Below are 24,999 nucleotides of genomic sequence, written 5' to 3'. Positions count from 1 at the left end.
ACGCTTTTTATGCCGCAGTTTTTTATCGATCGCCCGGTGTTTGCCTGGGTGGTTGCCCTGTTCATCCTGCTGGCCGGCGCCTTGGCCATCCCACAGCTGCCGGTCGCGCAATACCCCAACGTCGCGCCGCCGCAAGTCGAAATCTATGCCGTGTACCCCGGCGCTTCGGCGCAGACCATCGATGAAAGCGTGGTCAGCCTGATCGAGGAAGAGCTCAACGGCGCCGATCACCTGTTGTATTTCGAATCCCAGAGCAGCCTCGGCAGCGCCACCATCAAGGCCACTTTCCAGCCCGGCACTAACCCGGAAATGGCCCAGGTCGATGTGCAAAACCGCCTGAAAGTGGTGGAGTCGCGCCTGCCGCAAGCGGTGAACCAGCAAGGCTTGCAGGTGGAGAAAGTCTCCGCCGGCTTTCTGCTGTTGATCACCCTGACCTCCAGTGACGGCAAGCTCGACGACGTGGCGCTCAGCGATTACCTGGCACGCAACGTGATGAACGAGATCAAGCGTCTGGACGGTGTCGGCAAGGCCCAGCTGTACGGTGCCGAACGTGCGATGCGGATCTGGATCGACCCGCAGAAGCTGATCGGTTTCAACCTGACCCCGGCCGACGTCAACGCCGCCATCGTGGCGCAGAACGCCCAGGTTTCGGCCGGCAGCATTGGCGATTTGCCGACCCGCACGACACAGGAAATCACCGCGACCATTCTGGTCAAAGGCCAGTTGTCGACACCGGAAGAATTCGCCGACATCGTCCTCAAGGCCAACCCCGACGGTTCCACCGTGCGCATCAAGGACGTGGCGCGGGTCGAGATCGGCAGCCAGGAATATCAATTCGGCACGCGCTTGAACGGCAAACCTTCGACCGCCGTCAGCGTGCAGCTGTCACCCGGCGCCAATGCCCTGAGCACCGCCACATTGGTGCGGGCGAAGATGGACGACCTGGCGCGCTACTTCCCGGCGGGCGTCGAATACAAGATTCCGTACGACACCTCGCCCTTCGTCAAAGTCTCGATCACCAAAGTGATCTACACCCTCGGCGAAGCCATGCTGCTGGTGTTTGCGGTGATGTTCCTGTTCCTGCAGAACATCCGCTACACGCTGATCCCGACACTAGTGGTGCCCGTTGCGTTGATGGGCACCTTCGCGACCATGCTCGCGCTGGGCTTCTCGATCAACGTGCTGACCATGTTCGGCATGGTGCTGGCCATCGGCATTCTGGTGGACGATGCCATCGTGGTGGTGGAGAACGTCGAGCGCATCATGGCCACCGAAGGCTTGTCGCCCAAGGAGGCGACACGCAAGGCGATGAAACAGATCACCGGCGCGATCATCGGCATCACCCTGGTGCTGGTGGCGGTATTTATTCCGATGGCGTTCATGCAGGGTTCGGTGGGGGTGATTTACCAGCAGTTCTCGCTGTCGATGGCCACCTCGATTCTGTTCTCGGCGTTCCTCGCGCTGACCTTGACCCCTGCGTTGTGCGCCACGCTGCTCAAGCCGATTGCCAAAGGCGAGCATCATGAAAAGAGCGGCTTCTTTGGTTGGTTCAACCGCGGCTTCGAGCGCTTGACCGAGCGTTATGAAGGCTGGGTCGCCTACGCGCTGAAACGCACGGGCCGTTACCTGCTGATCTACGGCGTGCTACTGATCGGTCTGGGGCTGTGTTTCAGCCGTCTGCCCTCCTCGTTCCTGCCGGTTGAGGATCAGGGCTACACCATCACCGACATTCAATTACCACCGGGCGCGAGTAAAAACCGCACGGTGCAGGTGGTGGAGCAAATCGAAGCGCACAACGCCACGGAACCCGGTGTTGGCGACAGCACGGTGATTCTCGGTTTCAGTTTTTCCGGCAGCGGGCAGAACGCTGCTCTGGCGTTCACCACGCTCAAGGATTGGTCGGATCGAGGCAGCGACGACTCGGCAAGCTCGATTGCCGACCGCGCCAACATCGTACTGAGCCAGATCAAGGACGCCGTGGCGTTCTCGGTGCTGCCACCGCCGGTTGACGGTCTCGGCACTTCCAGCGGTTTCGAGTTCCGCTTGCAGGACCGCGGCGGCCTCGGCCACGCCACATTGATGCAGGCGCGCACCGCATTACTCGCCGCCGCCGAGAAAAGCCCGATCCTGATGAACGTGCGCGAAAGTGCCTTGGCCGAAGCGCCACAAGTGCAATTGGAGGTTGACCGCAAACAAGCCAACGCGCTGGGCGTGTCCTTTGCCGACGTTGGCAACGTGCTATCCACGGCGGTCGGTTCGGCCTACATCAACGATTTCCCCAACCAGGGACGGATGCAACGGGTGGTGGTGCAGGCTGAAGGCGATCAGCGCAGTCAGGTCGCCGATGTATTGAAGATCCACGTGCGTAACGATGCCGGAAAAATGGTGCCGCTGTCGGCCTTCGTTCAGGCGAAATGGATTCAAGGCCCGGCGCAGTTGACCCGCTACAACGGCTACCCGGCGATTGCCATTTCCGGCGAACCGGCAGCCGGCCACAGCACCGGTGAAGCCATGGCGGAAATCGAACGTCTGGTGGCGCAAGGCCCGGCCGGGTTGGGTCCAGGCTGTGTGAAAACGCCTGCGATTGTCTAATCTTCTGATCGTTTAGATCGTGGCGGGGACGATCATGAAGCGATTCATTGAAGGTGAGGCTCGGACGCAAGTCACCTTGCTGCCGGAGTGTCTGGACGATTACGTAGCCGAAGAAAATCCAGTGCGCGTGGTCGACGTTTTCGTCGATGAACTCGACTTGGGGGCACTTGGGTTTGAAGGTGTTGATCCTGCTGCAACGGGTCGTCCGGCCTACCACCCAGCGGTGTTGCTGAAGATCTATATCTACGGCTACCTCAATCGGATTCAGTCCAGCCGCCGGCTTGAGCGTGAGGCCGAGCGCAACGTCGAGTTGATGTGGCTAACGGGGCGTTTGGCTCCGGACTTCAAAACCATTGCCGACTTTCGCAAAGACAACGGTAAAGCCATTCGCAGCGTATGCCGCCAGTTCGTAGTGCTTTGCCGTAACCTCAATCTCTTCTCTCAATCGATCATCGCCATCGACGGCAGCAAGTTCAAAGCCGTCAATAATCGCGACCGCAACTTCACTCAGGGCAAGGTGAAGGCACGCATGCAGCAGATTGAACAGAGCATTGATCGCTATCTGGCGGCGATGGATTCGGCGGATCGGGCAACGCCCGAAGTGGCCGAGGCCAAAGCAGAGCGGTTGAAAGAAAAGATAGAAACACTGAAAAAGCAGATGCAGAAACTCAAGGAAATCGAGGCGCAGCTCCACGAAAGTCCAGACCAGCAGATTTCCCTCACAGATCCTGATGCACGTTCAATGGCCACGAGCGGCCGAGGCACCGGAACGGTCGGCTACAACGTACAAACAGCGGTCGACGACAAACACCATCTGATCGTTGCCCATGAGGTGACCAACGTTGGTAATGATCGTGGGCAACTGAGCAATATGGCGAGCCAGGCGCGTGAAGAAATTGGAGCTGAATCGCTAACGGTGGTGGCTGATCGAGGCTATTACAAAGGTCTGGAAATCCTTGCTTGCGAGCAAGCCGGCATCACTACCTTCGTACCGAAACCCCTCACATCTGGCAGCAAAGCGGAAGGCAGATTCGGCAAGCAGGATTTCATCTATCTTGCGGCGTCGGACGAGTATCGATGCCCTGCGGGGCAGTTACTAACCAGGAGACATTCGTCGACGGAAGACGGCATGTTATTGCATTGTTATTACTTCTCAGGCTGCCAGTCCTGCGCAATGCAAAAGCAATGTACGACGGGTAAGGAGCGTCGGGTGAAGCGCTGGGAACATGAGGCTGTAGTCGATGCGATGCAGGTTCGGCTAGAACATGATCCAGCGATGATGAGGGTTCGTCGACAGACCGTTGAACATCCTTTTGGAACGCTCAAGTACTGGATGGGAAGTACCCACTTCCTGACCAAAACCCTGCCGAGGGTGAGCACTGAGATGAGCCTTCATGTGCTCGCCTACAACCTCAAACGAATGATGAGCATCTTCGGCATCTTGGGATTGCTTGAAGCGATCAGGGCGTGATCATCCCGCTGGATCGTCGGTAAGTGGCTGTTGGGACCGCTGACGCGGCCCCAACAGCCATATGAGCGCCGATGTTGGTCGCACGGACCAATCTTTACTTCCTACTACCGACTTCGCAGGCAATCCAAGAAAATCTCAGCGTTGAACGTATCAAGTGTGTTTTCACACAGCCTGGGTCAGGAGTGGACCGGCTTGTCATTGCAGGAACGCTTGTCCGGCAGTCAGGCGCCGATTCTGCTCGGGTTGTCGCTGCTGATCGTGTTCTTGTGTCTGGCGGCGCTGTACGAGAGCTGGTCGATTCCGACCTCCGTGTTGCTGGTGGTGCCGCTCGGCGTGCTCGGCGCCGTACTGGCCGTGACCTTTCGCGGCATGCCCAACGACGTGTTCTTCAAAGTCGGGTTGATCACCATCATCGGTCTGTCGGCGAAAAACGCGATCCTGATCATCGAGTTCGCCAAGAGCCTTTATGACGAAGGCCACGACCTGATCGACGCGACCTTGCAAGCCGCCCGCTTGCGTTTGCGGCCGATTGTGATGACTTCACTGGCGTTCATCCTCGGCGTGGTGCCGTTGGCGATTGCCACCGGAGCCAGCTCGGCGAGCCAGCAAGCGATCGGCACCGGGGTGATTGGCGGGATGATCACGGCGACACTGGCGGTGGTGTTTGTGCCGGTGTTTTTTGTGGTGGTGATGAAGCTGGTCCGCAAGCGCCATAAAGACCTCTAACCCACACGGGTCGTGTTGTTTTCTCAGGTGTGGTCAGAACGGAGCTCGCTAGGCTAAGGTGTTTGCATACCTTGGCCCATCGAGCAATCATGCCCCTCCTCGCCCGCACCCACCCTCGCCTGTCCGCCGCCGCTATCCTTGGCGTCGCGGCAGGCATTCTGGTTCCTGCCGATTCGATCATCAGCAAAATCCTCATTGGCTGGAATGCCGCGGTCTGGACCTACCTGATGCTGATGTTCTGGCTCGCCACGCGCGCCAAAGCCCCGGACGTGAAGCGCATTGCCGAGGTCGAAGATGAAAACGCCGGACTGGTGCTGTTCGTGGTGTGCGTTGCCGCCATTGCCAGCCTCGCGACCATCACCTTCGAACTCGCCGGCAGCAAAGACCTGGAAACCAGTCGCAAGCTCCTGCATTACGGTTTCACCGCGCTGACGGTCATTGGCTCGTGGCTACTGATCGGGGTGATTTTCAGCGTGCACTACGCCCGCCTGTTCTACACCTGGGACGGCAAGGACCTGGCGCTACGTTTCGCTGAAGGGCTGGAAACCCCCAACTACTGGGACTTCCTGTATTTCTCCTTCACTATCAGCGTGGCAGTGCAGACTTCGGATGTGGGCGTGGCGACACGGCGCATGCGCAAAATCGTGCTGGCGCAATCGCTGATCGGTTTTTTGTTCAACACGGCGATCCTCGGCTTCTCGATCAACATCGCGGCAGGACTGTTCAACTGATGCGTGCACAAACGTTCTAGGCATCGACCTCTGCATCGGCGTTAAATAGGCCGGTAATCCGTCTAACAGGTGCAGCATGTCCCCTGACAACTGGATCGAACTGGCCCAGGACGCCGATACCGGCATCGAGACCCTGCGCGCGCATTTCCGGGGCCACGCCTACGACCCGCATTGGCATGACAGCTACCTGGTCGGCGTGACCGAACAAGGCGTCCAGCAATTCAATTGCCGTCGGGCGAAACATCAGAGCACACCGGGCAAGGTGTTTTTACTCGAACCCGGCGATATCCATGATGGTGATGCGCCGACCGAAGACGGCTTCACTTACCGCATGCTGTACCTCGACCCGCTTTGGTTGCAGCGTGAACTGAGTGCGGTCTTCGAAAACGCGCCCGATAACAGTCAATTGTGTTTCGCTCACACGCTGGCGAGCGACCCGCGACTGGCCCACGCCACCAGCCTGGCGTTTCAAACCCTGCACGGTGGTGAGCTGAAGATCGTCCGCCAAACTGCCCTCGACAGTTTGCTCGAACGCCTGACCAGTCACCTGCACTGGCGCACTCGGTACGGCGAAGACCCGCGTCTGGCGCTGGTGGCGCAAAAGGCTCGGGATTATCTGCACGCCAACGCCCGATTCGACATCGGTCTTGACCAGATTGCCGTCGCAGCGGGTGTCGACAGATTCCGTCTGACCCGGGCTTTCAAGGCCGCCTATGGCTTGGCGCCACACGCGTATCTGGTGCAATTACGGTTGTCGAAAGCGCGGCGAATGCTGTCCAGCGGCGCGCAACCGGCGACGGTCGCCATGGAATTGGGGTTTGCCGACCAGAGTCATCTTGGCCGCTGGTTCGTCCGGGCGTACGGGCTGACGCCGGCGATGTACCGCAAACGCTGCTCAAATCTTCCAGACGTTTGAGTCAGGCTTTGTGAGGATTGGCTCCTGAGTTCATCTATGGAGTCCGCTGCCATGTTGTCCACGTTCCCGACCTTGCTACCTTTTATGTTGTTTGCTTTCGTCGCCTCCATCACGCCGGGGCCGACTAACATTCTGGTGCTGAGCAACAGTGCCCGGTACGGCTTCAAGGCTGCGCTACCAATCATTTTCGGTGCCTGCGCGAGCGCGGCATTGATTGTGTTGTTAGTAGGCAGTGGTGTTGGTCAGTCGGTTACCGGACTACCAGGGGTGCAATCGCTGATGAAATGGAGCGGGATCGCCTGGCTCAGTTATTTGTCTTGGCAAATTTTCATAACGCCGGTCACGACCTTTGATGTTGTTGAAAGCCACCAGCAACGATTTGGATTGTGGGCAGCCGCTAGCTTACAACTGGTCAATCCCAAGACCTGGATGATGGCGTTGACAGTGCTGAGTGTGTTTTCCGGTGGCCATGGAAACCAAACGAAGCAGACAGTCGTCCTGTCTTTGGTATTTTTTTTGGTTTCACTGCCCTGCCTTGGTGTATGGGCGATATTAGGTGCGGGATTTAGCAAGCGACAGCGTTCATCGCGGGCACTATTACGATTTAACCAGTGCATGGCAACTCTGTTATTCGGGTCGGTGTGGGCTTGTGTGTGGATATAGGCTGTTTATACAGTTAATTATAGGCAGATAGCCTTTGGGATTTAAAACAGCTCACAAAAATCCACCTCTGTAAAGCTGTCAAGTCTGACAGTTTACAGCGAGCCCTCCAGTGAGTTCTGATACGACTATCCATTCGTTAGGCTATTACTGGCTTATGGATACTTTCCCAGGTCAACTCCGGAGAAATACTCATGACCGCATATGAACGCAGTGCCGTGATAAAACAAACGAACCACTTCTCTGTAAAAATTTTGAGCGAGGGTTCAGTCGAGGTTTTCGAAGCGAAATACTTCACGCTTGAGCCCACCGACTATCCAGGCATCGAAGGCAAAACCTGGACATTCACTGCGGTCCAGCAAAAGAAAGTCGGTGAAGATCTTGTAGAAAACAAAACAATTACTATCATTGTTCCCCACGATGCGAAAACAGGCACTTATCCGATCAGCGACACCGACAGAAAAATCTATATCGACTATGTCTCCACTTCGGATGATGAGCCCTATATCCATGTAGCGGAAAAAGGTATGGCAATCCTTTCTTTCACACGTAAAGGCGATGAAATGTGCACAATCAGCGGCCAACTCGATGTGACCGTTGATAGTCACCTGGTTCCTCCGTTCAAGATTTCAGGAGCGTTCTATTATTCCAATTGATTACTGCCCTGCATCGTGCCCGGGGGAGTTTTTTTTCGCCCCGGGCGCCTATAAGGCGTTCTCAAAAAAATCGCAAAAAAAAGGAAGCCGACGCTTCCTTTTTTCATAATCCAGCTTTAAAAGTTATAACTCAAACCGGCACTTGCGCTCCAATCCTGATCAATGGTTTTGCCCTGACTGGTTCCCACTTCAGCGTATACCTGCCAGCTTTTCCGAGTCGGTGCCCAGTTGATACCACCACTCAGTTTTACACTCGTCGTTGCCAGGTTGTTATTGAAATCATTGTCGTTGACACTCACCACATTGTTTTTCACAAACTCATGAGCTACCGCGGCCTTGATTCGCGGCTGCAGTTTGCTGCCATTGCCCAGAACGATCTCGCGTCCCACCGTGGCACCCACCTCGCCCAGCAAAGAACGAGTATTGTCGTTGCTTACCCGCAGGCCGTTATCAAGGGTGTAATCCTTGCCTTGAACCACGGCGGCATTAAGTTGAGTATAGGGAGCAACGAAGAAGGCACCATTGAGTGCGATGTGTTTACCAACCTCAACCGACCCGCTCAACCCGAGGTTTTTGTAGTCGCTCTTGGTTAGCGTCCCGTCGCTCATTCTCACTTCAGCGTGATTGTCAAACTGGTTGAGCTTGGCCACGGTATCTACGTAGTAGCCGGAATCCGCGTCATACCAAGTCAAATAACCACCCAGGTAGACGCTATCAATGGTGGCCGTGCTACCCAGTTTCAAGTCCAGGTCTGTCTTGCTGTATCCACCAAAACCACCCACCAGCCATTGTCCATCCCCCATCAATAACTGTTTATCGCCCCCTACCGACACACCGTTCTGATTTTGGGAGTAACCCTCACCGTACGCATTGGCCACGCGGTACTGATTGCCATAGGTGCGTATCCAAACCCCCACCTGGGATTGGTCTGTAGAACGGGTGCGAGCACTCGGTTCAGCACCGTTTAAACGTCTGTCACCGAGGCGAGTGTTGAGCGTAGTCATTTCGGCATACAAAACGGTTGGTGCAGTACCGGCGATTGCCAAAGCTGCATTGGTCCCCGTACTGACAGTTTCCTTATCGGGCACCAGGTACAGACCTTCGCCATCCTTCAATAACTTATAGGTAAAGGCTCCCGCATCGATCGCGCGACCGGACAGGGAAAAATCCGCGTTACCGGCCGCGATATTACCCACCTTGACCGGGTTTCTTGAGGTCGGTTCATTGCCAGTGGGTGTGACCAGAAGCTGATGCTTGCCTGAAGCCGTGCCGGTGACATTCAGGAAATCGCTGGTACCGGACGCGAGATTAGCGTCCAAACCGAAAGTACCTTCACCCGACAAATTGACCACATTCAGTCGGGAATAGGTGGGAGCACCATGAAATTTTACGGTCCCGCCATTCAGGGCCAAGGCGTTGACCTCGTTGTCTCCAGTCACCTTCCACTGAGCCTTATTATTGATGGTGACCCGGGAAGAGTTGACGATTTGACCTTCAAGTGACGAGCCATTATCGAGCAGTACCGACGAAGGGTTCGTCGAGTCATTCACCACATCCCCCTTCAGGACGCTCTGGTTGTTCAAGGAAACACTCGCCACATTATGCAGATTGCCTGTTAACAAACTGTTGTTCTGCAATACCACGTTCGAAATGGCCCCGGTAGCAACTTTTATATTGCCAGTCAAAGACGCGACGTTATCGACCGTCAGGTTTACAGTTCCCCCGTTGTTGACTTCCAACAGATTACCATTGCCACCCACCAGGTTGGCGCTATTGATTAGATGCACCTCAGTCACCACAGGACGCCCGGCGGAGTCAACGGAAATTGCCGCACCGTTCACCCCTTCGACACAAACACCATCAAGGACAAGACTGTTTGCGCGACTTAAAAAGTTATCACCGCTCAATAACACACCATTTTGACCACCGACGAGACTACCGCCTCGCGCAAAGACATCTCCCCCTGCCAGACGCAAACCATTTCCGGACAAACTTGACCCAACCAACTGTGAGTCACGCATATTCAGTACAGTTTGCGCACTAACAACCGCGCCGGTCTCTCCGCCGGTTACTGTAGTTCCAATCAAACTGACGGTGGTAGCCAAGGGAGCATTGACGACGCGAGCAACCTGCAGTCCTGTCACGTTACTAATAATTGTGCTGTCTGTAATCGTCGCATTGGAATTGGTAATCCTGACCCCGGGCTGATTGGCCCGAGCGACGACGTTGGCATTGTTCAGTGTAACGGTCGATCCATTGTTGGCCGCAATATCTTGCGTAGTGCCGGTATTGACAACGAATTGAGAGCCATTTGAAGAAACATTCAGCGTCGACGCGTTGTTTACCGTTACTGTGGCGCCGCTGCCGATCACGAAATTCTCCACAGGGTCGCCCGAACTAATGGTTTCATCGACATTTATGGTGCGCGCCTGAGAGTAGGACGTAAAAAAAACAGACAGTGCAAAAATGGACACTGTCCTAACGCAAGGAATAGAGACACCCACAGGCAAAATACTGTAAGACATAAGGTAACTACTCGAAGAGAACTGACATTGATGATCTAGACCACTTTCGTTTGGCAGCAGTCCAGCCTGAAAACGTCCGCAAGACTACAGATCACCTTCCGCCTTGGTATGTAGGAATAATCCTGCTTTCCGTAACGATTAATCCACTATTCCTACAACCTAAGCACGTCAACGAACAACCAATAGCAAAACAGGAAGGCACTTTCATGCCTTCCTGATTCAGCTGTCCCTAACGCTATGGCCTTACCTCGTCGCAGTACTCACTATTTCCGTTCACGATCGATACGAGATATACCGCAGGATTTGAGGTAGTTCGGGTACCGTCCGTCCACACTGCCGTGTACCTCAGAGCACCGTACGTTGCAGCAGGTGGAGGTTGTGGAAATGGGTTAGGGCGAGTCTGGATAGGTTTGATTTTAGTGAGGTATTCGGCGACCTCTCCCTTGAATCCGGCCGTGGCTTCATTGCCGGTCACCGCCACAGTAATATCCTGATCCGTACCTGCAATAGGGTTCAATCCTGCTGCATCAGTGGTTCCGGTCCAATGCATGGTAATACTTTGCAAACCTGCCAGCGCCGGATTAGCAGGAACGGTAAAGTCAAGTTTTGGAAGAGGAGGCATAACGCCTCGGATGAATCCCAGTGATGCGCAATTGATCGTTGTACCGATATATAACCTGGAAACCACTGGCACGGGCACCACTTTCACAACTGTCGTCACCGTGACAGTTTCATCGAGGCAGCGTTGTGAATTGACCCCCCCGATGTATGAAAAGCTCCAGTAAGTCAGCTTGGCTCCTGCCCCGCCGTCAACAACTCTCTGGGCGGGAAGCTTCCCCGTGAACTGAGTGAGACCTGCCGGCGAAAACTCTTGTACAGGCCTTCCGTTGTAGAACCAGGTACAAACCACGTCGCTGCCCAGCGCTCCGGGCCCCGTGGGTAACGCGATAACAACATCCGGGTCTTTTATAAGATCTGGAGGGGTCAACGTATTGAGGATGCCGTCGACACCGCGTAATTGAACCTTCGCAAGCGCTTTGTTGATCAGAGCGGGTTCATCGATGTTCTCTTCACTGGGGTATGAAAAATCCAGGTCTGGTGTGGCCGGTGGGGAATCCTTGGTTCGAGTACCACTAACCCAAGTCCAACGAACAGGCGCACTCACCTCTCGAACATCAGGGTCGCCCCCGGTCAAGGTCGTGTAGATCAGTTTTAGGTCTGCCCACTTGACGGTGAACGTCAGTTCATTAGCGGCTCCAAACTCTTGGCTAGGGGGCGTTAGTTCAAGCGTCTCAAAGCCTTCGAAGAATACTGTGGCTCGGTCCGTGTCCAGAGTATTCAAGGGGCGACGAACTTTGATGGGAACGTCACCGGGCAAATAGAACCGCACATCGGCCAAGTCAATTACATTATCGACCGGGCCACTGGCCGCATCGATGATGGGGGGGGCCGGGATAGGCAGAGGCACAAAGTTCACCGGGCGACTGTTTGCAAGCATATCCAGGCTGCGATTACCGGCAGCATCTTCATAAGCCATGATCAGCCAGACCGTGCCGTTGCTCAGCTTGGCGATTTCAGCAACCGGGATAGCGATTTTCCCATCTGCGGGAACAGGGTCAACGGTCAATACGGGTGTCAGTTGCCTTGTGGGCCGCAGCGTCGAGGTGAGGTAAATAAAAGCCTTGTCTGTCGGCTTGTAATCCCAATTGGCATTCGTTACCGGTAATGTGAATTCCATACCCGTGGTAGCGATGGTGCCCAGATAAGCGGTATCAATCTGGGCAGTGGTGGGCAGCGGAAAATCAATCCGAGTGGGTTGCAGTGGCCGTGGAGTATCTTTGTTGTGGAAAGGTGCGTAGCTGTCAATAAAAACTGTCGAAATCTCAGAAAATTGCGGGTTGCCGTCATATGAGCCAGAACTTTGGAATTTCCATTGAGTCGGCGATACGCTGCCCGCTGCAGCAAGATCAACAAATTTTCCTGCAGGGATTGTGACCTCCCACTGGTTAGGTCGAGTCGCAGCCGGTGGCGCAGGTTCGCTATGGAACTCCTCCCATGCCCACAGTTCAGGACGAGCCGGATCGTCTACGCCCTCTTTAAATGCGTAGGCTTCAACCATGACGACGTCTTTGTCATTCGGATTGTTCCAACCATGAATGGTCATCCTGATGGGCAAATCCGGTAAACGTGCTGCCGTGGTTGTGCCGTTTTGAGCCGCCAGGCTTTTTAGCACCCCGACCGGGCACAACGCACCTTCGGCAACCCCAACGATATTCGGTGCCGGCGAGTCAGCCATTGGGCCAATAAGCAGTCGATTTTGCCTTAATTGATTTCTAGACTCATCGGCACTCTGTTGCACAGCATTCAATTTCATATCAATAGTCATTGTTGTCTCTCCATTAATTTTTGAACAGTCCCACTCAGAACAACCGCCACTACTCAGCGCACTTCCCAACGGCCCGCAACTTGTCACTTCACCTGGAATCGTTCGATCTATTTTTACCAAGCCGACACTTGACCGGCCGATAAGCACACCCGCCCGATAGATAGAATAAATGGCCAATGCAGACGCATTTTTTTCCATAGGTTTTACATAGCGCTCGTAGTCAGTTATCGAAAATACATAACCCACTTGAACGTCTTTAGCCGTTAATACTCTGCTGAATTCATTAGAAGCCAGAACTTGACCCGTACCGTTTAATGAGGCAAATCCCTGCCAGCCTAGCCGAAGCTCATCATTTTCCTGCCATAGAACTGCCGTAGGGACAGGGACCGCCACAAGAAGTGCCTCCCACAACTTAGGAGACGAACTGCAGTTTAAATATCCCCACAACGTAGCGCTGGGAAAGGTGGGCTCACTCAGTATCGCCGGCGGCGCACGACGAATTATTAGAGTACGCGGCTTCGAGTACGCAGGGTTGCCATCAATTAATGTTTGATAGGTAAGTAATACGACGCCATCATTTAAGAAAAATTTCGGATCGATTACAACTCTAAATTCAGGCTGAGTATTTGGCCCAATATATGATCCGTAAAAAACCTCATCATCGTTTAAATAAACGTACAGCTCGTCCGTTTTCCCCGCGGGTGCAGGATTGGGCCACAATAAGATTACAACCGTCAGACCGTTTTTGTATGCAATGGGAAGAATAACCCCATCCGCATCAACTTCTATCGCCTCTGGCGAATCATAATCAAATACCCCAGCGAAATTACTTGAAGGTGTGAAATTACCCGGTTTTCCATCGCTGCTTATTCTCGTTTCTGACATATGGAAAGCCTCACGAGATGCCATTAATTTTTGCACTGCTGAACGCCACCTGATTTCAATTAGGCACCGAATCGATAATCTCGCCTACTGTCATATCTGACAGGTTTTACTACCGCTCATCGGAATCAGTAGCCAATCGGTGTGTTTTTTACGCAGGCAGAGCTTGACGGCATGAGCCTTTTTGAGGCCTCCTGAAACCGGTTTCATATCAAGTTGAAGCCACTACCCCAATAACAAGGTCCACCTCCGTGAACGACTTTTCCGCCGCCCAGCGCAGCCGCGTCACCATGCTCGACGTCGCCGAACATGCCGGCGTCTCCAAAGCCAGCGTCTCGCGCTTCATCGGCGATGACCGCGCCCTGCTCTCCGACGCCACGGCCTTGCGCATCGAACAGGCGATTGCCGAACTCGGCTATCGCCCCAACCAGATGGCCCGTGGCCTGAAACGCGGTCGAACCCGCCTGATCGGCATGCTGGTGGCCGATATACGTAACCCTTATTCGATAGCCGTGATGCACGGGGTGGAAACCGCCTGCCGTCAGCACGGCTACAGCCTGGTGGTGTGCAACACCGATCGCGATGACGAGCAGGAACGTCAACACCTGGCACTGCTGCGCTCGTACAACATCGAAGGCTTGATCGTGAACACCCTCGGCCATCACCGCGATGAGTTGCGCGAGTTGCACCGGGAGATGCCGATGGTGTTGGTGGATCGCAAGGTCGAGCAGTTGGAGAGCGATCTGGTCGGGCTGGACAATCCGGCCGCCGTTGAAATGGCCCTCGCCCACCTTGAAGAGCGCGGTTATCGCGATGTGCTGATGGTGACGGAGCCGTTTGACGGCACCAGCTCGCGAATCGAGCGCGTCGGCAGTTTCAAGGCGCAGATCGAGCAACGTACGGCGATGACCGGCTCGGTGGTGGAAACCGGCAGCGATCTGACCTCGCACCTGAAAACCTTCCTGAAAACACCCGGCTCAGGCCCGAAAGCGCTGTTCTGCGCCAACGGCATTTCGGCGTTGGCGACTACTCATGCGTTGCGGGAATTGCAGTGCAATCTGTTTGAAGAGGTCGGGTTGATCGCCCTGGATGACCTGGATTGGTATCCGTTGGTGGGCAGCGGGATTACCGCCCTTGCGCAGCCGACGGTGGAGATTGGCGCGAGTGCGTTTGAGTGTTTGCTCAAGCGCTTGCGCGGAGATGACGGACCGATGCGGACGCTGGATTTTTCGGCGCGGTTGATTGTACGGGGGTCGACCCTTGGCAACCGTCGGTGAATGTCATGGCCCCATCGCGGGCAAGCCCGCTCCCACAGGGATCTGGGGTGTTCACAGCACCTGTGGGAGCGGGCTTGCCCGCGATGAGGCCTTCAGGAACACCCAACATTTAGAGAAATCCTTTTTTTGAACAAAAATGAAACCGGTTTCAGAGGTGCAGAACAATGAATAAACCACCCGTTTCCATCAGCCTTTCCAGCTATGGCGCCGACCTTGTCCGCCAACGTGGCCAAGGCAGTTTTATCGAAGTATTGGCCGCAGCCGGTGCCACGCGCATCGAATGGCGCGAAGAGTTGCTGACCCATGAAGACCCACGGCAACTGGCCGAGGACACACAATCCCAGGGCCTGGAAAGCATCTACTCCTCGCCGATGGAACTGTGGCTGGCCGGTCAGTCGAAACCCAACCCTGACCTGCGCGCGACCCTTGAACGTGCGCAAGCGTTCGGCGCCAAATGGTTGAAAGTGTCGCTGGGTTATTTCACCGACAACAATGACCTGCAGGCCCTGAACCGCGTGCTGGCGCAAAGCCCGGTGCAACTGCTGGTGGAAAACGACCAGACCTTGCACGGCGGTCGTATCGAACCGTTCCAGCGTTTTTTCGGCGAAGTGGAGCAACACAACCTGCCGATCAAAATGACCTTCGATATTGGTAACTGGCACTGGCAGGACCAATCCGCCGCCAGCGCCGCCCGATTGCTTGGTCGGCATGTCGGTTATGTGCACTGCAAGGCCGTGACGCGCCGTGCCGACGGCAAACTGGTCGCCATCCCGCCCACCGTCAGCGATGTGCATTTATGGGAACAACTGCTGCGGCACATGGCCCAAGGTGTCATGCGGGCGGCGGAATATCCGCTGCAAGGCGATGATCTGATCCAGCTCACCACCGAACACGTCGCCACCCTGGCCCACCTCGGCCAATCCCGTTTGGAGAGCGCTCATGCCTGAGTTCGATATCCTGTCATTCGGTGAAACCATGGCGATGTTCGTCGCCGAGCAGAACGGTGATCTCGCCGATGTAAGTCAGTTCCACAAGCGTATTGCCGGGGCCGACAGCAACGTTGCGATTGGCCTGTCACGGCTGGGTTTCAACGTGGCGTGGTTGAGCCGGGTTGGCGCCGATTCCCTGGGCCGGTTTGTCATCGACACCCTGAAAAAGGAAGGCCTGGATTGCAGTAACGTCGCCATCGACCCTGCGCACCCGACCGGTTTTCAGCTCAAATCCCGCGCCGACGATGGCAGCGATCCCGTGGTCGAGTATTTCCGTCGTGGTTCGGCGGCCAGTCACTTGTCGGTGCAATCAATCTCCGAGCAGTTGCTCACCGCTCGCCACTTGCACGCCACCGGCATTCCGGCGGCGCTGTCCGTGTCGACCCGGGAGATGTCATTCGAACTGATGACGCGCATGCGCCAGGCCGGGCGCAGTGTTTCCTTCGACCCAAACCTGCGCCCGAGCCTGTGGGCCAGCGAACAACTGATGATCACTGAAATCAACCGCCTCGCCGCCCTCGCCCACTGGGTATTGCCGGGGTTGAGTGAAGGACGTCTGCTGACCGGGTTCGACGACCCGGCCGACATTGCGGCGTTCTACCTCAATCTGGGCGTTGAAGCGGTGGCGATCAAGCTCGGGCCGCATGGCGCGTACTACCGCACGCATATGGACGAGGGATTTGTCGCTGGCGTGCCGGTTGAAACGGTGGTCGACACCGTCGGCGCTGGCGATGGCTTTGCGGTCGGGATGATCAGCGCCTTGCTGGAAGATCACAGCTTTGCCGATGCCGTGCGGCGCGCCAACTGGATTGGCAGTCGCGCGGTTCAGAGTCGGGGGGACATGGAGGGGTTGCCGACCCGAGCCGAAATGTCCGTCGAATTTGAGGACGCCATCGCGAGCAGGTCGAATCGTCGCACCGTCACTCCCACATTGGATCTAGGTGAAACACAAATCCCCTGTGGGAGCGGGCTTGCCCGCGATGAGGCCCGCACAGTCACTGAAGATATTTAAACCGTTACCTGCTGCGACAAAAACAACAAGCTCAGGAGCACCACTATGAAAACCGCAACACTCGCCGCCCGCCGCTGGTGGTACATCATGCCCATCGTTTTCATCACCTACAGCCTGGCGTATCTGGACCGCGCCAACTACGGATTCGCCGCCGCCTCCGGCATGGCCGCCGACCTGATGATCACACCAGGCCTGTCGTCGATGCTCGGCGCCCTGTTCTTCCTCGGCTACTTTTTCTTCCAGGTGCCGGGCGCAATCTATGCCCAGAAGCACAGCGTGAAGAAGCTGATTTTCGTCAGCCTGATCCTCTGGGGTGGCCTGGCCACGCTGACCGGGATCGTCTCCAACGCCTACTGGCTGGTGGTGATTCGCTTCATGCTCGGCGTGGTCGAAGCCGCCGTGATGCCGGCGATGCTGGTGTACCTGTGCCACTGGTTCACCCGTGCCGAACGCTCGCGCGCCAACACCTTTCTGATCCTCGGCAACCCGGTGACCATGCTCTGGATGTCGGTGGTCTCGGGTTATCTGGTCCAGCATTTCAGCTGGCGCTGGATGTTCATCATCGAAGGTTTGCCGGCGGTGCTGTGGGCGTTTATCTGGTGGCGCCTGGCCGATGACCGTCCGGCCCAGGCCAAATGGTTGAGCGAACAAGAGAAGCAGGATCTGCAAAGCGCCCTCGCCGCCGAGCAGGTCGGCATCAAAGCCGTGAAGAACTACGCCGAAGCTTTCCGCTCACCGAAAGTCATCATCCTGGCCTTGCAGTTTTTCTGCTGGAGCATTGGTGTCTACGGTTTCGTGTTGTGGCTGCCGTCTATCCTCAAGGCCGGCGCGCAGATGGACATGATCGAAGCCGGCTGGCTCTCGGCGTTACCGTATCTGGCGGCCGTGATCGGCATGCTGCTGGTGTCCTGGGGCTCGGACAAACTGCAGAAACGCAAACGTTTCGTCTGGCCGCCGCTGCTGATTGCCTCGATCGCGTTCTACGGTTCCTACGCCTTGGGCGCCGAACATTTCTGGTGGTCCTACACGCTATTGGTCATCGCCGGCGCCTGCATGTACGCGCCTTACGGACCGTTCTTCGCCATCGTTCCCGAAATCCTTCCAGCCAACGTCGCCGGTGGCGCGATGGCGCTGATCAACAGCATGGGCGCGCTTGGTTCGTTTGGCGGTTCATATCTGGTTGGCTACCTGAACAGCTCCACGGGGTCTCCAGGTGCTTCTTATCTGTTGATGAGCGGCGCGTTGATGCTCTCGGTGGTGTTGACGATTTTCCTCAAGCCCGGTGCCAGTGACCGGGTCGTGGCTGCGCAACGGCCCGTGACTGCTCACCCTTGAATTGAAGTTGAGACGATAACGATGAAAAAGCAGGTTGTGCTGTACAAGAAACTTTCTCCGCTGCTGATGGCGCGCCTGCATGAGCACGCCGACGTAACGCTGATCGACAACCTCAACCCGGAGGGCATCGCGCAGCTGCGCGACGCCCTGCCTCGGGCCCAGGCTTTGCTCGGTGCCAGTCTGAAACTGGATGCGCAGTTGCTGGACCTGGCGCCGCATCTGGAGGCCATCGCCAGCGTCTCCGTCGGTGTCGACAATTACGACATCGACTACCTGACCGAGCGCCGGATCCTGCTCAGCAACACCCCCGACGTGCTGACCGAAACCACCGCCGACACCGGCTTCGCGCTGATCCTGGCCACGGCCCGGCGCGTGGTCGAACTGGCGAACATGGTTCGCGCCGGCCAATGGCAGCGCAACATCGGCCCGGTGCATTTCGGCACGGACGTGCATGGCAAAACGTTGGGCATCATCGGCATGGGACGCATCGGTGAGGCGTTGGCCCAGCGCGGGCATTTCGGCTTTGGCATGCCGGTGATCTATCACAGCCACTCACCGAAACCAGCCGTTGAGCAGCGATTCAATGCTCAATACCGCAACCTGACGGAGTTGTTGCAGCAGGCCGATTTCATTTGCCTGACCTTGCCGTTGACCGCTGAAACCGAAGGATTGATCGGTGCCGAGGAGTTCGCCCTGATGCGGCCCGAAAGCATTTTCATCAATATTTCCCGAGGGAAGGTGGTGGACGAAACGGCGCTGATTGAAGCGCTGCGCACCGGGCAGATTCGTGCCGCGGGGCTGGATGTGTTTGAGCGCGAACCGCTGGAAAAAGATTCGCCGTTGTTGACGTTGAACAACGTGGTGGCGACGCCGCACATGGGTTCTGCGACCCACGAAACGCGCGAGGCGATGGCCAAGTGCGCGGTGGATAATCTGCTGATGGCATTGGCGGGTGAACGGCCGAAGAACCTGGTGAATGCCGGGGCTTGGTCCGAAGCGTAAGAATTTCTGTGTCTGTCAGTAAGCCTTCGCGGGCAAGCCCGCTCCCACAGGGGAATTGTGTTTCACCTAGATTCAATGTGGGAGCGGGCTTGCCCGCGATGAGGCCGGCATGGCCAACGCAAAATCGTCAGGCGCGCCGCGCCTCCAGCAGCTGCGCCGCGCACGATGCAATCCGCTGACACGCATCCGCCAGCTTCAACTGATCCACCACCAACCCAATGCGAATATGCCCCGCCGCACTCGGTCCGAATGCCTCGCCGGCCAACACCGACACGCCGTATCCCTCCAGCAGTCGCTCGGCAAATCGCTGGGCGCACAGCCCGGTCGGGCGCACGTCGACCATCACAAACATTCCGCCGTCAGGTTTGATCGCACGAAGCCCGGCACTGCCGTTCAACATCGAACACACTAGATCGCGACGCTGGCGATACTCCTCGCGCATCTGCGCCACTTCCGGCAGGTCTTCATCCAATGCCAGTTGCGCCGCGTTCTGAATAAAATCCGGAATCCCGAACAGCATGCACAACGACAAATTCACCAGATGCTCGGCCAAGGTTTTCGGGCCGATTGACCAACCTACCCGCCAGCCGCTCATGGCATGGGATTTGGACAGGCTATTGATGGTCGCGGTGCGCTCGGCCATGCCCGGCAAACTCGCAGGGCTGGTGTGCTCGCCCTCGAACAACAGATCGCTATAGACCTCGTCGCTGATCAGCCACAGATCATGGCGCACGCACAACGCGGCCAGCACTCGCCACGTGTCGAGCGGCAAGCTGGCGCCTGATGGATTGTTCGGACTGTTGAGCAGGATGACCCGGGTTTTCGGCGTGATCAGTGCCGCGACATCCGCCGGGTCGACCCGAAAGCCGTTCTGCGGACGCACCGCCACCGGCACCACCTTGGCCCCGCAGGCGCCGAATACACCTTCATAGGTCACGTACATCGGCTCGGCGACGATCACTTCATCGCCCGGATCGAGCAGGCATTGCGCAACCGAATACACGGCGCACTGGGCTCCCGGAAACACGATCACATGATCCGCGTCCACCGCCTGGCCACTGCGCTGACGATGGCGCTGGGCGATACTGCTGCGCAATCCACGACTGCCCCGCACCTCCGGGTAATGGGTGTCGCCGGCGTGCAAGCTGTCGATGGCCGCCTGGACGATGGGCGGCGGCGTGTCGAAATCCGGATCGCCGATCGACAGCAGCAATACATCGATTCCTTGTTCGCGCATTTCCAGCGCTCGGTCATGAATCTGCCAGGCTGCCGCTCCGTCGCCGGCGATTCGTTGGGTCAAGGCTGAATAGCGCATGTCATTCTCCTGTCGCGCGCGGACTCCAGCCTCAACCCTACCTCAAATCACAAAACGCGCCACCATCGCATTCAAATTCACCGCAAGCCGCGACAGTTCATGGGTGGCGGCGCTGGTCTGGTTGGCGCCGGCGGCGGACTGGGTGGCGAGGTCGCGGATGTTCACCAGGTTGCGGTCGACTTCGCGGGACACCTGGGCCTGTTCTTCCGAGGCGCTGGCGATCACCAGGTTGCGTTCGTTGATCAAGTGGATCGATTGAGTGATCTGCTCCAGTGCGACACCGGCGGCGCGGGCCATTTCCAGGGTGCTTTGGGTGCGCTGATTGCTTTGCGCCATCGACGAGACCGCTTCACCTGTACCGTTCTGAATCCCGGCGACCATTTTTTCGATTTCCTGGGTCGACTGTGCGGTGCGATGGGCCAGGGCCCGGACTTCGTCCGCCACCACGGCAAAACCGCGCCCAGCTTCACCGGCACGGGCGGCTTCGATGGCGGCATTGAGTGCCAGCAGGTTGGTCTGTTCAGCGATCGCGCGGATCACGTCCAGCACTTTGCCGATGTCACGGCCCTGAGTGGCCAGGCCTTCGATCATCAGCGAGGTGTTTTGCACGTCGTGGGTCATGGTCTGGATGGCGTTGACGGTTTCCACCACGCGATCACGACCTTCGCGTGCAGCCTGGGTCGACTGGTTCGAAGCTTCGGACGTCGACACCGCATTGCGCGCCACTTCTTCCACGGCGGCGGTCATTTCGTTGACCGCCGTCGCCGCTTGTTCGATTTCGTTGTTCTGTTGCTGGATGCCCCGGGACGCTTCCTGGGTCACGGTGCTGAGTTCTTCGGCGGCGGCGCCCAGCTGGGTCGCGGAACCGGCGATCTGTTCGATGGTTTTGCGCAGGTTGGCCTGCATCTCGGACAAGGCGCCAAGCAAACGTGCCGATTCGTCTTTGCCATCGATTTCGATAGCGGTGGTCAGGTTGCCACCGGCGATGGTCTGGGCCACCTGCAGCGCGCGGTTCAGCGGCGTGACGATACTGCGGGTCAGCAGCCAGGCGAGCAACACGGTGAGTAACGCGGCAATCACCGCCACTACGACGATGCCGGTAATCGCGCTGCTGTAATGTTCACCCGCTTCGACGGAAGCTGCTTTGGCGTCGCTGTTGTTCAGGGCTATCAGTTTGTTCAGCTGCTCGCCCATCTGATCGGTGCCGTCCTTGATCCGTGTATTGATCAGGGCGCGCATCTCATCGAGCTTGTCCTGTCGCGACAGCTCCAGCATCTGACTCTGGGCTTGCATGTAATTGTCCAGCGTTGCCGTGAAGGTCTTGTACAGCGCGGCTTCTTCGGGGCTGGCGGGCAAGGCGGCATAACTGGATTGCGCGGTACGCACCTTGTCGATCAGTGCACTGATACGGGTTTGCGCTTCCTGCAACGCGCTCGCGTCACGGTTGACCAACACCCGGAAGGAAAGGATGCGCAGGCGCAGAACGTTCTCGGTCAGGTTACCCAGATAGCCGACACTGGGCAGCTGCGTGCTTTCCATGTCGACGGACGCCTGGCGAATGATCGACATGCGGCTCACGGAGAACACACCCAGCCCGATGACGAGCAAGGCAATGAAGGCAAAACCCAGGAAAGCTCGAGGCGCGATATTCAGATTACGCAGTGACATAGCAAGATACTCGGTGATTGAGGCTTCGAGCATCCATGCCGTGATCACTGAAGGGCGCGCGGCGGAACGCGCTTTCAGTTTGGCGGCGCCGTTGTAGTTGGTTTGTGCGCGCCTATTGGTTGTATCGGCCGGGGGATGAGGTTTTTTACAGGGGCTGGAGAAAATATTTCAATACATTTCACGTGTTTCATCGATGAAACACTTAATAGTCAAATTGCAAAACCTGTGGGAGCGGGCTTGCCTGACGGGTAATCGTCAGGCCTGGCGCGTCGCCATTCGCCAGACCCGCGCGATATCGCTGGCACGATCGCGCAACAAGCGTGGTGCCTCGGCGCACGCTTGCTCCAGCGTCATCGGCCCACTGGCCAAGGCAAACGCGGCATCGATGCCATGTTCATACAGGTCCTGGTAACCCTCGCCCAAGGTTCCGGCGATGACAATCACCGGCACGCCCTGCTCCCGGGCAATACGCGCCACGCCGAACGGGGTTTTGCCGCGTAGCGTCTGGGCATCGAAACGCCCTTCGCCGGTGATCACCAGGTCGGCCCCGTTCACGGCTTCAGCCAGCCCGACCAGTTCGGCGACGACTTCCACGCCGGCCTTGAATTGCGCATTCAGAAACGCTTTGGCTGCGAAGCCCAAACCACCGGCCGCGCCGCTGCCGGGTTCGTCCTTGACGTCTTTGCCCAACGCCTGGGCGCACAACCGGGCGAAGTGTCCAAGGGCTGTATCCAGTTGCTGCACCTGTTCGGGCGATGCTCCTTTCTGCGGACCAAAAATCGCTGAAGCGCCGTGGGGTCCGCACAGGGGATTGTTGACGTCGGCCGCAATGTCGAATCGCACCGCGGTCAATCGCGGGTCGATTGCACTCAGGTCGATGTGGGCCAGCTCCGCGAGCGCCAAACCACCCGGCGCCAGCATTTGCCCTTGAGCGTCCAGCAGCTTCACGCCCAATGCCTGCATCGCCCCGGCACCGCCGTCGTTGGTGGCGCTGCCGCCAATCGCCAGGATCACCCGTTGTGCCCCGGCGTCCAGTGCGGCGCGAATCAGTTCACCGGTGCCGAACGTGCTGCTGGTGCAGGCATCACGTTTGCCCGGCGCGACCAATTGCAGGCCGCTGGCCTCAGCCATTTCGATGATCGCGGTGTGGCTCTGGGGCAACCATCCCCACGCGGCATCGACTGGTGCACCGAGCGGGCCACGCACCGTGGTGCGGCGCAATTGACCTTCGCACGCCGCCAGAATCGACTCCACCGTGCCTTCGCCGCCATCGGCCATCGGGCACTTGATCAGTTGCGCATCGGGCCAGACCTCAGCCAGGCCGAGCGCAATGGCGTCGGCCACACCCTGGGCACTGAGGCTGTCCTTGAACGAATCGGGGGCGATGACGATTTTCATGCGAATTCTCCAGTTCCAATGCGCTCCATGCTGCCAGCAGCCCCGGACAATAACGCCAGTCCGCTGCACAAGCCGACATGACGATTATTGTTCATTTCCACAAAACAAAAATACCCACATCCCCGTGTAGGAGCTGTCGAGTGAAACGAGGCTGCGATCTTTTGATCTTGTTTTTAAAAATCAAAATCAAAAGATCGCAGCCTCGTTTCACTCGACAGCTCCTACATCGCCCCTGGGGGATTTGCGTCGGTTTGTGGCAAGAGCTGCACGCCCAGGTAAAGCGCGAGCATGCCGTCCAGCTTCAGCGGATCAACCCCGCTCAGCTCGGCGATCCGCTCCATCCGATAACGCAGACTGTTGCGATGAATCCCCAGCGCATCGGCGCACGCCTGGCTCTGCCCATCGTGCTCACACCAACTGCGCAAGGTCGCCAGCAACTGACCGTTACCGTCCTTGGCGATGACCTGGCGCAACGGTTTGAGCAGTTCATCCAGCGCATCGTCATTGCGGTGACGCCAGAGCATCACCGGCAGGCGATAACGGTTGAGCGTGAGCAAGCGCGAATGCGGCAACACATCGCGACCATAGGCCAGCAAGTCGCCGACGCGCCGATAGCAACGGCGTAACCCTGACAGTCCATCCGCCTGCCCGCCCACCGCAATGCGCAAAATGTTCCAACCCAGGCCATCGAGTTTTTCCAGCAGCCGATCGTTCTCGATCGTTTGGGTGGCCGGTCGGCACCACAGCAACGAGGACTTGGCCGAACTCACGCACCAACTGTCCGGGTAGCGCGAAGTCAGCCAGGCGCTGAGCGCCTCGACGGTCTGCCCCGGTCCGTGTTCCATGCCCAGCTCGAACAGATAAGGCACCCGCGTCAATTGCGGCTTGAGCCCCAATTGCTGTGCCTCGTCCAGCAAGCGCGGCGAATCCCCCGCCTCGCTCAACAGCAGCGCCAGCAAATCATCACAACGCTGACGCCGCCATTGCTGCTCGGCCTGCTGATTGCGCTGGCCGACCAACATCTCGGCGGTCATGCGCACAAGCTCGGCATACGTGCGCAATTGCTCCGGTTCGCCGGTGATGCCCAGCACGCCGATCAAGCGTTGATCGAGCAACAGCGGCAGGTTGATCCCCGGTTGCACGCCTTTGAGATGAATCGCCGTTTGCGCGTCGATTTCCACTACTCGCCCATTGGCCAGCACCAGTTGCGCGCCTTCATGGCGAGTGTTGATGCGCTCCGGTTCACCGCTCCCCAGAATCAACCCCTGACTGTCCATGACGTTGACGTTGTACGGCAGAATGGCCATCGCCCGGTCGACGATGTCCTGGGCCAGGTCGTGATCGAGTTCGAACATAATGGGGATCCTTGAAAACGCTGGTAGGACGGTTGTTCAGCCGCACAGGGCTGGCTGACAAACCCTGTGCTCAGGCACAAAGACAACAACCATCAGGGTGGCC

The 24,999-nt window shown here is 57.4% G+C and carries 16 protein-coding genes and 2 pseudogenes; 12 read left to right on the top strand and 6 right to left on the bottom strand.

The features are described 5' to 3' along the window. Positions 1–9 precede the first annotated feature (9 nt). The 7 genes and pseudogenes from BLQ41_RS20230 to BLQ41_RS20200 form a co-directional block, all read left to right on the top strand. Positions 10–2,559 (top strand): annotated as a pseudogene (locus tag BLQ41_RS20230) (efflux RND transporter permease subunit); the annotation flags it as partial. A 67-nt stretch (positions 2,560–2,626) separates the two neighbouring features. Further along, positions 2,627–4,063 carry an IS1182 family transposase gene (locus BLQ41_RS20225; RefSeq protein ID WP_090182532.1) on the top strand — a complete coding sequence of 479 codons (1,437 nt, stop codon included), beginning with the start codon at positions 2,627–2,629 and terminating at the stop codon, positions 4,061–4,063. A 171-nt stretch (positions 4,064–4,234) separates the two neighbouring features. After that, a pseudogene (locus tag BLQ41_RS20220) lies at positions 4,235–4,789 on the top strand (efflux RND transporter permease subunit); the annotation flags it as partial. A gap of 89 nt (positions 4,790–4,878) precedes the next feature. After that, positions 4,879–5,520, top strand: coding sequence for a DUF1345 domain-containing protein (locus tag BLQ41_RS20215; protein ID WP_090183582.1), 642 nt, complete (start codon positions 4,879–4,881; stop codon positions 5,518–5,520). Between the two features lie 76 nt (positions 5,521–5,596). Next, positions 5,597–6,436 (top strand): AraC family transcriptional regulator, encoded by an 840-nt coding sequence (locus BLQ41_RS20210; protein ID WP_090183580.1) that lies wholly within the window; start codon positions 5,597–5,599, stop codon positions 6,434–6,436. A gap of 51 nt (positions 6,437–6,487) precedes the next feature. Beyond that, a complete protein-coding gene (locus BLQ41_RS20205) occupies positions 6,488–7,099 on the top strand; it encodes a LysE family translocator (protein ID WP_090188696.1) in 612 nt (203 codons plus the stop codon). 191 nt (positions 7,100–7,290) lie between these two features. Further along, positions 7,291–7,752, top strand: a complete 462-nt coding sequence (locus BLQ41_RS20200) for a hypothetical protein (protein WP_090183579.1) — start codon at positions 7,291–7,293, stop codon at positions 7,750–7,752. Between the two features lie 116 nt (positions 7,753–7,868). Here the strand turns inward: BLQ41_RS20200 and BLQ41_RS20195 are convergent, their stop codons facing one another. Both BLQ41_RS20195 and BLQ41_RS20190 read right to left on the bottom strand, forming a co-directional pair. Further along, positions 7,869–10,277, bottom strand: coding sequence for an autotransporter outer membrane beta-barrel domain-containing protein (locus BLQ41_RS20195; protein ID WP_090183578.1), 2,409 nt, complete (start codon positions 10,275–10,277; stop codon positions 7,869–7,871). Positions 10,278–10,512: 235 nt separating this feature from the next. Beyond that, positions 10,513–13,584, bottom strand: coding sequence for a hypothetical protein (locus BLQ41_RS20190; protein ID WP_157695031.1), 3,072 nt, complete (start codon positions 13,582–13,584; stop codon positions 10,513–10,515). Between the two features lie 212 nt (positions 13,585–13,796). Here BLQ41_RS20190 and BLQ41_RS20185 point away from each other — a divergent pair, with 212 nt between their 5' ends. The 5 genes from BLQ41_RS20185 to BLQ41_RS20165 all read left to right on the top strand — a co-directional run bounded on the left by BLQ41_RS20185 (position 13,797) and on the right by BLQ41_RS20165 (position 19,160). Beyond that, positions 13,797–14,822: a LacI family DNA-binding transcriptional regulator gene (locus BLQ41_RS20185; protein ID WP_090183574.1), complete on the top strand. Its 1,026-nt coding sequence runs from the start codon at positions 13,797–13,799 to the stop codon at positions 14,820–14,822. A 164-nt stretch (positions 14,823–14,986) separates the two neighbouring features. Beyond that, the gene (locus tag BLQ41_RS20180; protein ID WP_090183572.1) at positions 14,987–15,769 is read left to right on the top strand and encodes a sugar phosphate isomerase/epimerase family protein; all 783 of its coding nucleotides are present in this window, start codon (positions 14,987–14,989) and stop codon (positions 15,767–15,769) included. Further along, entirely contained in the window at positions 15,762–16,823 is a 1,062-nt protein-coding gene (locus BLQ41_RS20175; RefSeq protein WP_090183571.1) for a sugar kinase, read from the top strand. Before BLQ41_RS20180 ends, BLQ41_RS20175 begins: the two co-directional genes overlap by 8 nt. Before the next feature lie 45 nt (positions 16,824–16,868). Further along, positions 16,869–18,158 (top strand): MFS transporter, encoded by a 1,290-nt coding sequence (locus BLQ41_RS20170; protein ID WP_090183569.1) that lies wholly within the window; start codon positions 16,869–16,871, stop codon positions 18,156–18,158. Positions 18,159–18,179: 21 nt separating this feature from the next. After that, complete coding sequence (locus tag BLQ41_RS20165) at positions 18,180–19,160, top strand: NAD(P)-dependent oxidoreductase (protein WP_090183568.1); 981 nt, start codon at positions 18,180–18,182, stop codon at positions 19,158–19,160. 127 nt (positions 19,161–19,287) lie between these two features. Here the strand turns inward: BLQ41_RS20165 and BLQ41_RS20160 are convergent, their stop codons facing one another. The 4 genes from BLQ41_RS20160 to BLQ41_RS20145 form a co-directional block, all read right to left on the bottom strand. Next, positions 19,288–20,475 carry a pyridoxal phosphate-dependent aminotransferase gene (locus BLQ41_RS20160; protein ID WP_090183567.1) on the bottom strand — a complete coding sequence of 396 codons (1,188 nt, stop codon included), beginning with the start codon at positions 20,473–20,475 and terminating at the stop codon, positions 19,288–19,290. Between the two features lie 42 nt (positions 20,476–20,517). Continuing rightward, positions 20,518–22,143, bottom strand: a complete 1,626-nt coding sequence (locus BLQ41_RS20155) for a methyl-accepting chemotaxis protein (protein ID WP_090183566.1) — start codon at positions 22,141–22,143, stop codon at positions 20,518–20,520. A 255-nt stretch (positions 22,144–22,398) separates the two neighbouring features. Then, on the bottom strand, positions 22,399–23,541 hold the full coding sequence (locus tag BLQ41_RS20150) for a glycerate kinase (protein WP_090183564.1): 1,143 nt from the start codon (positions 23,539–23,541) through the stop codon (positions 22,399–22,401). Positions 23,542–23,762: 221 nt separating this feature from the next. Further along, positions 23,763–24,896, bottom strand: coding sequence for a sugar diacid recognition domain-containing protein (locus BLQ41_RS20145; protein WP_090183562.1), 1,134 nt, complete (start codon positions 24,894–24,896; stop codon positions 23,763–23,765). Between the last annotated feature and the right edge of the window lie 103 nt (positions 24,897–24,999).

The sequence above is a fragment of the Pseudomonas arsenicoxydans genome, assembly GCF_900103875.1.
In the GTDB taxonomy this organism is placed as follows: Bacteria; Pseudomonadota; Gammaproteobacteria; order Pseudomonadales; family Pseudomonadaceae; genus Aquipseudomonas; species Aquipseudomonas arsenicoxydans.
Note: the sequence above shows the minus strand (reverse complement) of the source record. Positions and strands in the feature narration are given on the sequence as shown.